General features: G+C 71.8%; 12 protein-coding genes and 3 pseudogenes. 8 read left to right on the top strand and 7 right to left on the bottom strand.

Annotated features, from left to right (window positions below; all coding sequences use genetic code 11):
* The first annotated feature begins 44 nt into the window (after positions 1-44).
* Positions 45-905 carry a DUF3592 domain-containing protein gene (locus tag ACQEU6_RS03430; RefSeq protein WP_499329111.1) on the top strand — a complete coding sequence of 287 codons (861 nt, stop codon included), beginning with the start codon at positions 45-47 and terminating at the stop codon, positions 903-905.
* Between the two features lie 34 nt (positions 906-939).
* On the opposite strand, the gene ACQEU6_RS03425 is transcribed toward ACQEU6_RS03430, so the two are convergent.
* The 5 genes and pseudogenes from ACQEU6_RS03425 to ACQEU6_RS03405 form a co-directional block, all read right to left on the bottom strand.
* The gene (locus ACQEU6_RS03425; protein WP_499329110.1) at positions 940-1,617 is read right to left on the bottom strand and encodes an isochorismatase family protein; all 678 of its coding nucleotides are present in this window, start codon (positions 1,615-1,617) and stop codon (positions 940-942) included.
* A 50-nt stretch (positions 1,618-1,667) separates the two neighbouring features.
* Positions 1,668-2,057: a YkvA family protein gene (locus ACQEU6_RS03420; protein WP_499329109.1), complete on the bottom strand. Its 390-nt coding sequence runs from the start codon at positions 2,055-2,057 to the stop codon at positions 1,668-1,670.
* A gap of 117 nt (positions 2,058-2,174) precedes the next feature.
* Positions 2,175-3,869 (bottom strand): ABC transporter transmembrane domain-containing protein, encoded by a 1,695-nt coding sequence (locus ACQEU6_RS03415; protein WP_499329108.1) that lies wholly within the window; start codon positions 3,867-3,869, stop codon positions 2,175-2,177.
* A 269-nt stretch (positions 3,870-4,138) separates the two neighbouring features.
* Positions 4,139-4,246, bottom strand: a pseudogene (locus ACQEU6_RS03410) (ABC transporter ATP-binding protein); the annotation flags it as partial.
* A 497-nt stretch (positions 4,247-4,743) separates the two neighbouring features.
* Positions 4,744-5,439: pseudogene (locus ACQEU6_RS03405) on the bottom strand (ABC transporter transmembrane domain-containing protein); the annotation flags it as partial.
* Positions 5,440-6,700: 1,261 nt separating this feature from the next.
* Here ACQEU6_RS03405 and ACQEU6_RS03400 point away from each other — a divergent pair.
* The 5 genes from ACQEU6_RS03400 to ACQEU6_RS03380 all read left to right on the top strand — a co-directional run bounded on the left by ACQEU6_RS03400 (position 6,701) and on the right by ACQEU6_RS03380 (position 11,073).
* The gene (locus ACQEU6_RS03400; RefSeq protein WP_499329107.1) at positions 6,701-7,549 is read left to right on the top strand and encodes a hypothetical protein; all 849 of its coding nucleotides are present in this window, start codon (positions 6,701-6,703) and stop codon (positions 7,547-7,549) included.
* A gap of 876 nt (positions 7,550-8,425) precedes the next feature.
* On the top strand, positions 8,426-9,541 hold the full coding sequence (locus tag ACQEU6_RS03395; protein ID WP_499329106.1) for a glycoside hydrolase family 25 protein: 1,116 nt from the start codon (positions 8,426-8,428) through the stop codon (positions 9,539-9,541).
* Between the two features lie 391 nt (positions 9,542-9,932).
* On the top strand, positions 9,933-10,094 hold the full coding sequence (locus ACQEU6_RS03390; protein ID WP_499329105.1) for a hypothetical protein: 162 nt from the start codon (positions 9,933-9,935) through the stop codon (positions 10,092-10,094).
* Complete coding sequence (locus ACQEU6_RS03385) at positions 10,091-10,807, top strand: CHAP domain-containing protein (RefSeq protein ID WP_499329104.1); 717 nt, start codon at positions 10,091-10,093, stop codon at positions 10,805-10,807. Before ACQEU6_RS03390 ends, ACQEU6_RS03385 begins: the two co-directional genes overlap by 4 nt.
* Positions 10,808-10,872: 65 nt before the next feature.
* Positions 10,873-11,073, top strand: coding sequence for a hypothetical protein (locus ACQEU6_RS03380; protein WP_499329103.1), 201 nt, complete (start codon positions 10,873-10,875; stop codon positions 11,071-11,073).
* Between the two features lie 96 nt (positions 11,074-11,169).
* Here ACQEU6_RS03380 and ACQEU6_RS03375 read toward each other — a convergent pair whose 3' ends face one another.
* Positions 11,170-11,520 (bottom strand): hypothetical protein, encoded by a 351-nt coding sequence (locus tag ACQEU6_RS03375; protein WP_499329102.1) that lies wholly within the window; start codon positions 11,518-11,520, stop codon positions 11,170-11,172.
* Positions 11,521-12,020: 500 nt separating this feature from the next.
* Between ACQEU6_RS03375 and ACQEU6_RS03370 the strand changes: the two are divergent.
* Together ACQEU6_RS03370 and ACQEU6_RS03365 are read left to right on the top strand one after the other, a co-directional pair.
* Positions 12,021-12,236, top strand: a pseudogene (locus ACQEU6_RS03370) (IS5/IS1182 family transposase); the annotation flags it as partial.
* A 127-nt stretch (positions 12,237-12,363) separates the two neighbouring features.
* On the top strand, positions 12,364-13,008 hold the full coding sequence (locus tag ACQEU6_RS03365; protein ID WP_499329101.1) for a hypothetical protein: 645 nt from the start codon (positions 12,364-12,366) through the stop codon (positions 13,006-13,008).
* A 205-nt stretch (positions 13,009-13,213) separates the two neighbouring features.
* Here ACQEU6_RS03365 and ACQEU6_RS03360 read toward each other — a convergent pair whose 3' ends face one another.
* Complete coding sequence (locus ACQEU6_RS03360; RefSeq protein WP_499329100.1) at positions 13,214-13,570, bottom strand: TraR/DksA family transcriptional regulator; 357 nt, start codon at positions 13,568-13,570, stop codon at positions 13,214-13,216.
* Positions 13,571-13,579: the final 9 nt, after the last annotated feature.

Raw genomic sequence — 13,579 nt, 5'->3', positions numbered from 1 at the left:
AGCGGTGTATCCGGCGGACCGTCCCTGAATGCAGGAGGAGACCTATGGGCTGGCACGGATACCTGGTGCTGTGGTGCGCGGTGCTGGGGACGGTGGCGCTGCTCGGCTACGGGCTTTCGCTGGCCGGGATGACACGGGCCCAGCGGACGGTCCGGCTCAGGGGACGGATCGAGCGGGTCCGGGAACCCCGGCACGGCGGTTCCCGGAAGGGCGGGATATCGGTGGTCGTCTCCTACCGCGATCCGGAGGGCGGGCAGGAGGTCGTCGTCACGAACGACGGTGACCGCGGCGAGGCGATCACCGCCGCGTGGACGGGCCGGGAGATCGGAGTCCAGTACCCGCGCGGGAGGCCGCACGCCTACCGGTTCACCGACCGCCCGCAGGAAGGAGGCCGCGGGCTGGGCTGGCCGAACCTCGCGCTCTTCCTGATCTACGCCGGGGCGGTGGTCGTCGCCGCGATCGACTGGGGCTGGCCCTGGGCCCTGATCGGCTTCTGCGGGCCGTGGGCCGTCGTCGGAGCCTGCTACCTGCCCGGGAACGCGCGCGACACGCGCCGCCGCCGCGAGACGCTGGACTCCATGGTCGCCGCCCAGGGCCGGATCATCGCGGTGCTGAAGGACGTCAGCACCGACGAGGAGGGCAGCACCTCCACCACCATCACGCCGGTCGTGGCGTTCACCACGCGGGAGGGCGCGGCCGTCACCGCCTACTGCGCGCCCGGGATGCCGGACCCGGCCGGCGCGCTCGGCCGGGAGGTCGCGGTCCACTACACGCCGGACGACCCGGCCTTCTTCACCCTGGACCGCGTGGCCCGGCGCCGCTCCCTGAGAACGGACATCACGGTCAACGTCGTGGCCCTTCTCCTCGTCGCGTCGGCGGCCGTCGCGGGAGCGGTCATGCTGTGACGCCCAGGGGCGGTGTCCGTCCCGGGCGGCGCCGCTACGGCGTCGCTCCGATCATGCCGAGCACCTCGGACGTCGGGCGGACGTCGCCGAAGGTCCGGTAGACGGTGTGCAGGGTGGCGTTGTGGTCCTGGTCGCGGCGGGCCGCGTTCGCGTCGGCGACCATGATGACCCGCAGTCCGAGGGTGCTCGCGTCGCGCGCGGACGACTCGCAGCACACGTTGGTGACGGTGCCCGTGATCAGGACGGTGTCGACCCCGCGCCGCTCCAGCAGGTCCGGAAGGGGGCAGCGCCCCGGGAAGAAGGCGCTGGCCGCCGACTTCTCCACCAGCAGATCGTCGCCGTGGACCTCGAAGCCGCGCCACAGGCGCTCGGCCATCGGCCCGGTGCCGCCGGAGGCGCGGTACAACTCGGCGGTCTCCGGTCCGAAGAACTCGTCGGCCACCGCCGTGCGCTCGACCACCGCGGGCAGGACCCAGGCGACCGTGCCGCCCGCGGTCCGGAGAGCGCCGGCGAGGCGGCGGATGTCGGGCACGATCCCCCGGCAGTAGGGATTGCCGGACACGAAGAACGGCACCATGTCGATCACCACCAGAGCCGTGCGGGCGGGAACGAGCCGCGTGAACGCGTGACGGCGACCGCGGCGGCGCTCCTGGCGGGCGTACTCGCGGGCCTCGATCCGCCACTCGTGCCGCCGCGCTTCCCCCTCTGGCACGGCCTCTCCCCCGATCTCCGGCACGCCGCCGAACGCCCCGGCGCGAAGGGTCAGGGAGCGCGGCGCTGCGTGCGGGAGCGCCGCGTGTACTCCTGGCCGAGTGCGAACAGCAGCCACGTGAGGGCGGTGGCGTCGTCGACGATCCCGAACGGCAGGAGGACGTCCGGGATCAGATCGACCGGGGAGACGATGTAGATCACCGCGACCACCATCGCGACGATCTTGCCGGTGGACGTCCGGTAGTAGGCCTGCGCCACCCCGCCGGGCGTTCCGGCACGGCGGCGCCCGCGCAGCCGGACGATGCCCGCGATCAGCAGGATCGCGCCGACGGCCATGACGGCGCTCCCCGCCACGGTCATGTCGACACCGCCCAGGTCGCCGTCCGCGGCGAGCGCCGGAACCGCACCCGCGACGACGAGGACGACTCCGAGCCAGACCATGCGCACCTCCGGGGGGACGTGTCCTCCGGTATTACCGTCCCGGACGGTTTCACTCGGCCCCGTGGGAAGTCCGGCTTCGGAGCAGGCGCGCCGCTCGCCCCGCCCGCCGCCCCGCCCTCAGGCCGCGGGAGGCGCGTCCGGACGGTGCCGGCCGATCGGGATGATCAGCGGCGTCCCGGCGACGGGATCGACGCCGACCTGGCAGCGCAGCCGGAACACCTCCTCCACCGGGTCCTCGTTCACGATCGCGGACGGGGCGCCCATGGCCGCGACCCGGCCGTCCTTCATGGCGACGATGTGGTCGGCGTAGCGGCAGGCGTGGTTGAGGTCGTGCAGGACCATGACGACGGTGCGGCCCTCGCGCCTGTTCAGGTCGGCGACCAGGTCCAGCACGTCGATCTGGTGGGCCAGGTCCAGGTAGGTCGTCGGCTCGTCGAGAAGCAGCAGGGGCGTCTCCTGCGCGACGGCCATGGCGATCCAGGCGCGCTGGCGCTGCCCGCCCGACAGCTCGCCCACGGGCCGGTCCGCGAGGTCGCGCATCCCCGTCGCGTCCAGAGCGTCCGCGACGGCGCGCTCGTCGCCCCTCGACCACTGCCGCCACCAGGTCTGGTGCGGGGACCGGCCGCGCCCCACCAGGTCGGCGACCGTGATGCCCTCGGGCGCGACGGGCGACTGGGGCAGGATCCCGAGCCGCCGCGCGAGCTCGCGGGTGGGGACCGAGGCGTCGCGCGGCCTGAGCCGGCCGGAAGGCCGCGGCGCGGGCCGGTCGGCGACGCCGGTGAGGCGGGCCAGCCCGGCCGCGGCGGCCTGCGCGTCGTCCAGGAGGGCGAGCGCGGTGTTCATCGGGGTGAAGAGGTTGTGGAAGTACAGGGCGGCGGCGGTCGCGGTGCCGACGGACACGGACCCGCCGCGGACCAGCAGGAACCCGGCGACCAGCACGGCCGCGAGTCCGGTGTACTCGGCGACGTGCAACCGCATGTAGAAGCGCAGGACCAGCGTCACGCCGCGCATCGTCAGGTCCACCACCGCCGACGATCGGCGCGCGACGAGGCCCGCGTGCTCGTCCTCCAGCCGGAGCGCGCGGACGGTCGCGGCGCCGCCGATGCCCTCGAGGAGCTGCTGCTGCTGGGCCCCGTTCGCGACCCGCTGCTCGGCGTAGAGCGGCACCGCGCGCCGCACGTACCAGCGGGCCGTGTACGCCTGGACGGGCGCGGCGAGCAGCGCGGCGACGAAGAAGCGCCAGTCCAGGACGGCGAGCCCGGCGAGCGTCAGCAGGATCGCCGGCACCGACCGCACCAGCTCCGGCAGCGCCTTGCGGACGGCCTCGGCGACCAGCGACACGTCCCCGGTGGCGCGCGCGACCATGTCCCCGGACCCGGAACGTTCCACCTGGGCGAGCGGCAGGTGCAGCGCCCGCTCGACGAACCGTTCGCGCAGCCGCGCCAGGACCGTCTCGCCGAGCCGCGCCACCAGGGTCAGCCCCCACGCGGTGGCCAGGCCCTGGACGACCGCGACCGCGGCCAGCAGCGCGATGACCGGCGTCACGGCGTCCGGCGGCCGGTGCCTGGCGACCAGATCCACCACCCGCCCGAGCAGCGGCGGGGTCAGCATTCCGACCGCGGTCGCCGCGGCCATGACGACGGCCCCGGCGGCCGCGAGGCCCCGATGGGGCCGCACCAGCTCGCCGAGCAGCGCCCGGACCCGGCCGCCCGATGCGACGGGCAGCAGCTCCGCGCCGCCGGCCCGTCCGGCGTCGTCCCCCGGTCCCTCGGTCCGCGGGACGCTCCCGTCGTCCCGGACGGCGCCGGTCATGACAGCACCGTCGCCCGGTAGCCGCCGTGGCGGGCCGCGAGTTCGGCATGCGTCGCGACGTCCTCGGTCCGCCCCTCGGAGATCATGACGACCCGGTCGGTGACGGCCAGCAGAGCCGGGCTCGTCGTGACCACGACCGTCGTCCGGCCGCGCCGCAGGGCGCGCATCCCCTCGGCGATGCGCGCCTCGGTGACCGCGTCCACGGCCGTGGTGGGGTCGTGCAGGACGAGGACCGGGGCGTCCGCGGCGAGCGCACGCGCGAGCGCGACACGCTGGCGCTGGCCTCCCGACAGGAACCGCCCCCGTTCACCGACGGACGCCTCGGCGCCGGCGGCGCCCAGGGCGGCGGCCACCTCGTCGGCGCCGGCCGCCGCCATCGCGCGGTCCAGGTCGGCGGACGGGGCGCGGCCGCCCCGACGTTGCCGGCGAGGCCGCCGGCGAACAGGTCGGCGTCGTGCCCGGCGACCAGGATCGCGGCCCGCACGGCCGCCGGGTGCAGCGTGGTGAGGGGAACGCCGTCCAGCTCCACGGTGCCCGCGTCCGGGTCGGCGTCGCGTCCGAGGCAGCGCAGCAGCGCCGCCGCGTCCCACGGGTCGAAGGCGACGACGCCGAGCAGCTCGCCCGGCCGCGCCTCCAGGTCCACCGACCGCAGGGTCCCGGCGGCCACGCCGCTCAGCCGCACGTGCCCGGTGACCGGGACGCGCGGCGCGCCGTCCCCGTCCGGCACGGCGTACGGGGAGGCGAGCACGTCCGCGATCCGCGCGGCCGACGCGCGGCCCTGCGCGAACTCGGCGTTGACCCAGGCCAGCACCGACAGCGGGCCGAGCAGCAGCAGCGCCAGGCCGACGGCCGTCACCAGCTGGCCGAGGCTCACCTCGCCCTGCGCCGCGAGCCGTCCGCCGACGAGGGCGACCAGCGCGATGAACAGGCCGGTGAGGGCCAGGACCGTCCCGCTCTGCCACGCCTCGGCGCGGGCGGCCCGCAGGGTCGCGCCCAGCGAGTCGGCGCTCGTGCGCCGGTACCGGTCGACGGCCGCCGTCTCCGCGCCCATGCCGTTGATCACCCGCAGTCCGGCCACCAGGTCGGCGGCGACCGCGGACGCGTGCGCCGCGCGTTCCTGCTCGGCGCGGCTGCGGCGTTCCAGCGGGCGGCTCAGCAGGTGCCCCGCCCACAGCAGCAGCGGCGTGCCGACCAGGACGATCAGCCCGAGCGGCACCGAGATGCTCAGCAGCACCGCCGCGCCGCAGGCGACGCCCACGAGCGCCGCGATCCCCGCCATCAGCGCCACGTTCACGGCGCCGACACGGCGGGCGTCCTCGGTGGCGATGGAGGCGAGCGCACCCGGCAGCCGCCCGGACTCGGCGCCGCCTCGCGGGTCCAGTACCCGGTCGACGAGCGCGACGCGCAGCGCGTGGGCGGCGCGCACCCCGGACCGCTCCCCCGCGTTGGCCCCGATCCGGAACCCCCACGACAGCGCGAGGTAGACCGCGGCGAGCACGGCCAGCCACAGCACGAGGGCCCGCCCGTCTCCCCCCGCGACGCCCTGGTCGATCGCGACGCCGATGAGCACCGGGACGAGCGTCTCCCCGATCTGGTGCACCGAGGCCAGCGCCGCGCTCAGCGCCACGCCGCGGCGCTGCGAGCGGATGGCCCCGCCCAGCACCGACCGCCCAGTGGGAACCTCTGCCTTCACTTCGCCTCCGTGCGCCCGGCGTCCCCGATGATCAGGACAATGAGTTAGGTAAGGCTAAGCTAATTCTCGGCGCGCTGACCAGAGGGTGCGGAGTAATCCTGACAACAGCGTGGCCCCGGAGGCCTCGTGCCCCATGCACCCCGACAGCCCCGGTACGCGGCGCCACAGAAGCCGTCGGCGGCCCGCTTCCGCCGCGCCACCGCGAAGTCGACGCATGCTCAACCTCACACGTCCCGCGTTCCGCGGCAGGCAAGCCCTTGCGGTGGTCGACGTCCTTCACGACAGCCGCCGGAGCGACGGCTCAGACGCCGCCGACGAGCCGGCTCGATCAGCGGACGCCACGCGCTTCGGTGAGAACGGGGCGCCTCTCGTGACGGCGAGCAGACAGTGGACCGGGAGCCCTGCGCCATGGGTGACGCGAGGTCTGAGGCGGGTGCGTCGAGGGCGGCTTGATCGGCCAGGTCGGCGAGCAGGTCGGAACCTCACGCAACACCGTGTCGAACGGTCGTCGCGGTCGCGTGCCCACGGCTGAAGGACCCGTGCGATGCGCTGGTCCCGATCCCGGCGACGGGCATCGAGCCCAGGATCCTGGCCTGAGTGCGGGGATCGAGCATCTTCGCTGCGCTGCGACCGTGATGTTCGTGCTGGTGAGGGACCGATCGCAGGGATCGGAGAATGGTTCCGCGCGCTTCCGCAACACGGGGCGCAACTCCAAGCCGATCTCCAGCCGGAATCGGACCGGCTCACAGATCCCCCGACCCGGTGAGTCAATAGCCCACAAACCGGCCTTTTATGACTTTCTCAGCCCTTCCGTCGCGGTCGCACTCAATACGCCATCATTGATCCGCCCACCCGCAGCATCGGCGCGGTCTTAGGGCACCGACACATCACTCTGTCGCGACGGACCGGAAAAGTTTCGGGCCCATATCTGGTTCGGTCCGATAAACCGGGCGAACATCGTTGACAGGGGGCTACCAGGTCAACCCGGCGACAGGCGGACGAAGGTGAAATGCACGAGAGACGCAGCACACCTCGCGGCAGCGGCCTTTCCCGATCATCGGCGACGCTGTTGCGATCACCCCCGGCACACCCACCCGGAGGCGGTGTGCCCTACCGAGCCGAAGGCGGAGGAAGTCCCGTGGCGAAGAACCGGAACGCGATCCTTTGGGGAACCTGTCCCCAGCACCTGTCCGGCTCCGACTTCGCCGCGAAGAACGCCGCGTACGGGCCGCTGACCATCCGTCGCTCGTACGAGCCCGCCGCCGAGGGAATGCCCGCCTCCTGGGCGGCGTGCAACGGCGCCGTGGACGTGGGCAAGCGGGCCAGCTGCTGGAGCGGGAAGCCGTCGATCACCGCGATGGCCGACGGGAGCCTCGACGCGCAGACGCTGAGGTTCCTGCGGTCCATCCCCAAGAGCCACGTCGCGTTCGTGTCGATCTGGCATGAGGGCGACGGGAAGATCCGCAACGGCGCCTTCCGCCTCGCGACGTACACGGCCGCACTGAAACGCTTCTGCGAGCTGGTGCGGCGGGTGCAGTCGGAGGGCTGGACTCACCTGCACACGATCCAGATCCTCACCACCTGGTCGGGCACCTCCCCCAAGGCCGGCAGCACCTACGCCGACACCTGGCCGGGCGACGGGCTCGTGGACGTCCTCGGCGTGGACGGCTACGCCCACGTCGGCAGCGGCACCGACCTGTGGGGGCCGGCCGTGAGGTTCGCCCGCTCCAAAGGCATCCCGTGGGCGGTCCCCGAGATCGGTTACGGCAGAACCGGCACGCGGAACGCGGCCTGGTTGAAGGACCAGGTCGCCTACCTGACGACGACGGCGGGCGGCGGCAGGCGCACGAGGTGTGCCTTCGCGTGCTGGTTCGACGCCGCCGGCCCCATCTCGGTCCCGACACCGGGAAATGTCCCGAAGTGGATCGCGGCGGCCAAGAGCGCGTCACAGACCTACTACAGCGATTACACCAAGTTCGTGCTCTGACCGGGACAACACTCGCGGGATTTCCTGTGACCGGCCCGGCACCCGCCGGTCAGCCTGCCGCGCCGAACATTCCTCCAAGAGCCCGGGCAACGCACTTCCCACCGACGCGTGCGGCGTTTTCCGGACTAGATCACAAGCGACGGCAATAAGACCGGAAGCTCGACTGGAGCTTGCGGGACGGTCACCACTACCGCAAGTAAGCCGGCGCTCGCGACGCCACTCCTTTCCGCGATGTCCAGACTTCCAGCGGCCGCCATCCGACAGGGCTCGGCAGTATGTGCGCCGACCGCTTCGGTTCCTTCTGCGGCACCATTATCACGCCACAAGGTTCTGAAGGGATCTCCTCGGTCATCGCGGTCCGAGCTTCGGGGAGGGGGCGCCGCCTCGGGTGGGTTCCCACTAGCCCTCACCTGGCCCGAAGCAGCCGACAGCCTCCTGCCCGCCGTCACGGGCGGTCCACTCCAACCAGCCAGACCCACCCGCCGCCCAGCGGCTCTCCTCCCAACTCTTCGCCTTCTCCCACGGCCCCGGTTCATACCGGCAGACGGCCCTCGATGACACCACCCTTCGACCCCAGCAAGGCCACGGTCACTGTCCGTGAAACATGGAAGCCAACAGTCATCTTCACAGTCCGCCGCGCAATGCTTCTGTGTCGGATCCGCAAGGGTAATTGCGGCATTACGCAAAGTAGTGTCTGCTGGTGAAAGCACACGAATTCGCCGGTGGGCGTCCGCGCACTCGTCGCTGATGCCGCTGAACCCGCGGCCGGCTCCAGGTTGCGGAGTCGCGTCATGTCTTCGAGCGCACCCACCCCCGCGTTCCGCGCATGAGCGGGACAGACGTCGGTGATGCCGCCCGGCCGGGAAGGAGGCAATCTTGCTGTACGGGGTCGATGTCGCCAGCTATCAGGGCACTCCCAACTGGTCCGCGGTGCAGCGGGCGGGGATCCGCTTCGGGTTCTCCAAGGTCACCGAGAACACCGACTACACCAACCCCACCTGGAGGCACAACCGGGCGGGAATGCTCGCCCTGGGGTCGGGCTTCGTGCCGGGGGCGTACCACTTCCTGCACGGAGGGAACGGCGCCGCGCAGGCCCGCCACTTCCTGTCCAAGGCCGGCGATCTGTCCCGCTTCGCCGTGGCCCTCGACATCGAGGCGTCCGGCGCCAACGCGACCACGGCCAAGGACTGGGTGGCCGAGCTCAAGGAGCGCACCGGCGGCCACCCCGTCATCGGGTACTTCCCGCGGTGGTACTGGGAGGCCCACGGCAGGCCCGACCTCAGCTTCTTCGACACCATCTGGCAGTCGCGGTACGTCTCCGGCTCCGGAACCCCGGCCGCTCTCTACGAGAAGGTCCCCTCCTCGTGGTGGGTCCAGTTCGGCGGAGAACCCATCTCGATCCTGCAGTACTCGTCCAGCGGCTCGGTGCCGACCATCCCGGGCCGCTGCGACGTCAACGCCTACCGCGGCTCCCTCGCGGAACTGAGGGCGCTGGCCCTCGGGTCACACCAGGAGGACGAAGTGCCCATCCGCAGCAGCTACGGCAAGTCCAAGCCCCAGAACCTCGCGTGGGGACGGTTCACCCGCCTGACCTGGGACATCACCCACGCCGACCCGGCCAAGTCCCACTCCGAGCCCGACAAGGACCACCCCAACGGCTATCCCGGCTACGTGGCCCCGGCGTCGACATGGGCGGACATCGACACCGTCGTCCGCATCGAAGGGCTCAGCGAGGGCGACGAGTACCGGCTGCAGTTCGAGGTCCACGACTGGAAGGACGGCAAGTCCGCCGGATCATGGACCGAAGTCCGCGCCGACGCCAAGGCGACCGGCGGCGACCAGTTCGCGACCGGCACCATGCCCAAGGGGCTCCGCAAGGGCCAGCACGTGTACGTCTCGGTCGCGGCGTTCCCCGCCGGCGGCGACACCGGGGACCGGCCCGCTCCGCGGGCGACGTCGGGCCGGTGGACCATCGCCCAGGATCGCAGCTGACCTGCCCGAGGACAACACCCCGGTCCCCGTGCCAAGACGATCGGCCGAAGACGCACGACGCGTCCGCTGCCCGCGCTGGCGGAAGCCACTCCGGCGAGGCGTAGGACGCACTCGCACGGTAAGCCGGAGCGGCCAGAGGCTGCCGATGCGCCGACAGCCCCGAAACAGTGGACCGCAAATCGACGTTCTCCGAGCTCGGCCCCGGTCGGCATGTCCGAAACACCGTCGCCCTCGGTAGCGCCGCCCGCTACCACGCCTCCCCGGAATCATTACATCTTGTCACCTCAGAAGTGCGAACTGTAACCGACCCGAAAGCTGACCTGGGGGCCGGGAGCCCGCAGGGTGAGAAGGGACAACTGACGGAAATCCGCTCACCAGGCGAGGGGGTGCGATGGCTGAAGCCGACCACATGGACGAGGTGGACGTGAATCCCGGCGCGCACCGGGCGACCGAAACCGACGAGGAGCAGGTGCTGCGCGAACTGTACGGCGGGCCCGACGCCGACGGGATCTTCCGCGGGCAGGACGAGAACGGGAAGGCGACCCCGATATGAGCGCCGCAAAGATGATCGCGGCGGCGCGCAGGACGCTGGGAATGTCGGGGCGCCCGAACCCCATCACGCGGGAGTACGCGTCCCGGAACGGTGAGGAGTTCCTGCGCGCGTCCTGGTGCGACATGGCCATCACGTACTGGGCCCGGCACTCCGGCAACGCCTCGGCGGTGCTGCCGGGCGGTGACCGCGCCTACACCGTATGGCACGTCGACGACTTCAGGAAGGCCGGCCGCTGGCACACCGGCACCGCCTCCGCGGTCGACCAGGCCGAGCCTGGGGACATCGTGTTCTTCGACTGGGGCGGAAGCAACCGCGGCGGCGCGGTCGACCATGTCGGCGTCGTGGAGAAGGTCCTGGGCGGCGGACGGCTCCAGACGATCGAGGCCAACACCGGCGACGCGGTGAAGCGCCGCGTCCGCGCCGCCGGCGTCATCGCCGGCTACGGACGGCCGAGCTACGGAAGCGGCTGGATGGAGGACTCAGTGAAAGCCCTGCCCACGATCTCCAAAGGCGCGAAAGGCTCGAACGAGGCGGTGCAGACCGCGCGCGGCCTCTTGCTCGCACGCAACCACCCCGAGATCGGGACCGACATGAACGTGGACTTCGACGCCACCATGGACAAGGCCGTCCGCGCCGTCCAGAAGTGGGGCAAGGTCGACAACGACGGCGTCATCGGCCCCGACACCTGGACCGTTCTACTCCGGGTCCACTGATAGTGGACGCCGCCGCCCTAGGAGGAGGACGGCGAGAGTCGTCCCGTGGCCTGAGGAGGGTCGCGATGAACATCGGAAACTACGCGAAGGCGGTCGTCGCCGGCGTGGTCGCCGCAGCCGCGGCGCTCGGAACGGCGCTCGCCGACGATGTCGTCACGACAGGCGAGTGGGTCGGCGTCGGCCTGGCGCTGTTCGGCGTGCCGCCGGTCACGGCCGTGGTGCCCAACGCGCGGGTATCGGACGAGCGACGCCGCTGGCCGACCTGACGACCTCGCACCACGAACGCCCGCTCCCCCGAGCAAGCGTTGCGCACTGGGCGCTCTGGCGCCGGCGACGACGCCAGGGCCCCGGCCTGCGGACCTCTAGCCCTTGGGAGCGTGGTCGGGGCAGAGCGTCTTGATCCATCCCCGGCCGGTCTCGCTGCCCGGCTCGCCGCAGACCTCGCAGGTGCGGCGGGACTCGTCCCGAGCGGCGTGCACGATCGCACTGACCCGGGCACCGAGTTCCCGGCTGATGCCGAACTCACCGGTGACGGGGTCGACGTACACGCCCAGGTTGACGTCCAGCATGCCGTACTTCTCCTTGACCTGGGCCACCTGGTAGTTCGGCAGCACGGCGACGAGCTCGGCATGGGTTCGCATCAGGATGTCGCGCCACCCGGGTCCGACATAGTCGAGGTACGCGGGTATCTGTCGGTCGGCCACGTTCGTCATAGAACCGATCCTGCCGCTTCCCCGCCTCGGGCGGAACGAGAACCGCGCGGCGCCACCCCGACCAGGCCGCTCCGCCCCGCTCGGGTCATGCCGGGCACAGTCACGAGCGCACGCCTTTACAATGTAGATCATTACCAGATCCCTGGTGGGAGGCCCTTGCTCAGGTCAGCGGCAGCGCACGGCAGCCGTCGCCACGGAGCGCGATAGCGAACGCAGGATTCGCATGGGCCCTGGACGATCTGCGGGCCCTGGTCGCCGGACGCCCCGTCATCGCCGAAGGGTGGGGGCCGCGCCCCGAACCGGTCGCACCGACCATCGACTCGCCGCGCCGGATGGCCGTCATGGTGCCCACCGACGCATTCCGCGACCGGCAACTGCGTGAACCCGCCCGGGCGACCACCGTCGGACACGGCGTCAGCGACCCCGCACGGGCGCAACGCAACCGGCTCGTCGCCGACCACTTCCGCCCCTCCTCCCACCCGCAGAAAACCCCAGGCCCCGAGAGGTCGCAGGTACAGGCCAGCGGGCGCCGGCATATCGAGCGGACCAACGCCTGGCACAACGCCTTCGCCCGGCTTGCCCGCTGCCACGAACGCCACGAGATCGGTGTGAACGCGTTCTTCGACCCGGCCGACACCATCATCACGCTGCGCGACCTGATCCGGCGAGCCTGGACCACCCACCGCCGGGACGGCGGGGCACCGCAACGTCCTTGATCACTTCTTCACCCGCGCGTAGCCTCTGTCCACGCAGCCTCGGCTGCGGACACGCACCATCATCCAGCGGCCGACAAGTGGACGATCAGCGATGAGAGCAGCGGCCATGAGGATCACCATTCATCGCATGCGGCTCGGACTGGAGGAGTTCCGCATCATCCGCGCGGCCGACCCGCTCACCCGCGCGCGACTGATCGGTCAGGACCCCGCGCGAGGCGGGTTGCAGATGAACGTGGACGCAGGTGCCGCCCGATATGTCGGCATGCTCTGGCTGCTGGCCGCGCGCTCACGGCGCTCGCTGATCTACCTGCCTCTCCGCGGCGGCGGACTCCCGGCGGGCGGAACTCAGTATCCTCCGGAGGAGCCCCCTCTTGATCTAGTGCTCCTGCACCATTCTCTGCAGTTCAAGCCGCACCACTGGAAACGGTTGCGTGGAGGTCTCGGACGCGGCGCAGAGGGCACGGTGCGGCTCTCCCCGGATGATCTGCCCGGCGACGGCACGATCGACTACGACGCCCGCCGTCGCCGAGGGTACCGCGACGTGTTTCACCAGCACGTCCACGCCGAGACGATGTTCATGGTCGGCAGCGCGAAGGTGTTCCGCGAAACGGCGGGCATGTTCTTCGATGTCTTCGAGCACGGCCACCGCTACCACCCCCCTGCCGAGTTGCGGGAGGACGTCGGCCTCCACTATTGCGAAGAACTCGACGACCCTCTGGCGGGCAGCGGTCGAGAGATCCACATCCAATACACCCGCCGGTGGGTCGGCTGACCCTTCCAAGCCGCGCACTCCGCGGTTCGGAAGCGGCGGCTTACCGATCCGGTCGGGGCGCGGTCCCTGGACCCAGTCATCGGGCGGAGCATGAAACGGCCCGCCTACGCGATCGAGTCCGACCGCGCACGCAAGGCGCGACGGCGTGACCGCCCAGAGTCGACCAACGCCCGGAGTCCGGTTCCGCGCGGGAGCGAGAGGCGGGTCAGGCGCAGGAGATGCACAGCGCCGTGGCGGGGCGGGCCGCCAGGCGCCCTGCGCCGATGGGGCGGCCGCAGGACGCGCAGACGCCGTAGGTCCCCGCTGCGAGCCGTTCGAGAGCGCGGTCCAGATCGTCGAGACGGCCGCGGGCCGTCGCGAGCAGCGACTCCACGTGGGCGCGCTCGAACCCGAGTGTCGCGCCCTCGGGATCGTGCTCGTCGTCGACGGCCGCCAGCCGGGCCGACTCCACGATCCCCTCGCGGTCGCGTTCCAGCGCGCGGACGGCGGCGAGCGTGCGCTCGCGCTCGCCCTCCAGCACCTCGCGTGTCCGTGCCGCGTCCACATCCGTCCCGTCGCTCATTACCAGTAC

The organism is Spirillospora sp. CA-108201, from assembly GCF_050936235.1.
In the GTDB taxonomy this organism is placed as follows: domain Bacteria; phylum Actinomycetota; class Actinomycetes; order Streptosporangiales; family Streptosporangiaceae; genus Spirillospora.
This window is presented reverse-complemented; position numbering and strand designations above follow the sequence as displayed.

What these genes read in the sequence shown, in the direction of transcription:
- ACQEU6_RS03385 (WP_499329104.1), top strand. Translation starts at nt 10,091, where the DNA reads ATGAGCGCCGCAAAGATGATCGCGGCGGCGCGCAGGACGCTGGGAATG.
- ACQEU6_RS03390 (WP_499329105.1), top strand. Translation starts at nt 9,933, where the DNA reads ATGGCTGAAGCCGACCACATGGACGAGGTGGACGTGAATCCCGGCGCG.
- ACQEU6_RS03430 (WP_499329111.1), top strand. Translation starts at nt 45, where the DNA reads ATGGGCTGGCACGGATACCTGGTGCTGTGGTGCGCGGTGCTGGGGACG.
- ACQEU6_RS03415 (WP_499329108.1), bottom strand. Translation starts at nt 3,869, where the DNA reads ATGACCGGCGCCGTCCGGGACGACGGGAGCGTCCCGCGGACCGAGGGA.
- ACQEU6_RS03375 (WP_499329102.1), bottom strand. Translation starts at nt 11,520, where the DNA reads ATGACGAACGTGGCCGACCGACAGATACCCGCGTACCTCGACTATGTC.
- ACQEU6_RS03365 (WP_499329101.1), top strand. Translation starts at nt 12,364, where the DNA reads ATGCGGCTCGGACTGGAGGAGTTCCGCATCATCCGCGCGGCCGACCCG.
- ACQEU6_RS03380 (WP_499329103.1), top strand. Translation starts at nt 10,873, where the DNA reads ATGAACATCGGAAACTACGCGAAGGCGGTCGTCGCCGGCGTGGTCGCC.
- ACQEU6_RS03360 (WP_499329100.1), bottom strand. Translation starts at nt 13,570, where the DNA reads ATGAGCGACGGGACGGATGTGGACGCGGCACGGACACGCGAGGTGCTG.
- ACQEU6_RS03420 (WP_499329109.1), bottom strand. Translation starts at nt 2,057, where the DNA reads ATGGTCTGGCTCGGAGTCGTCCTCGTCGTCGCGGGTGCGGTTCCGGCG.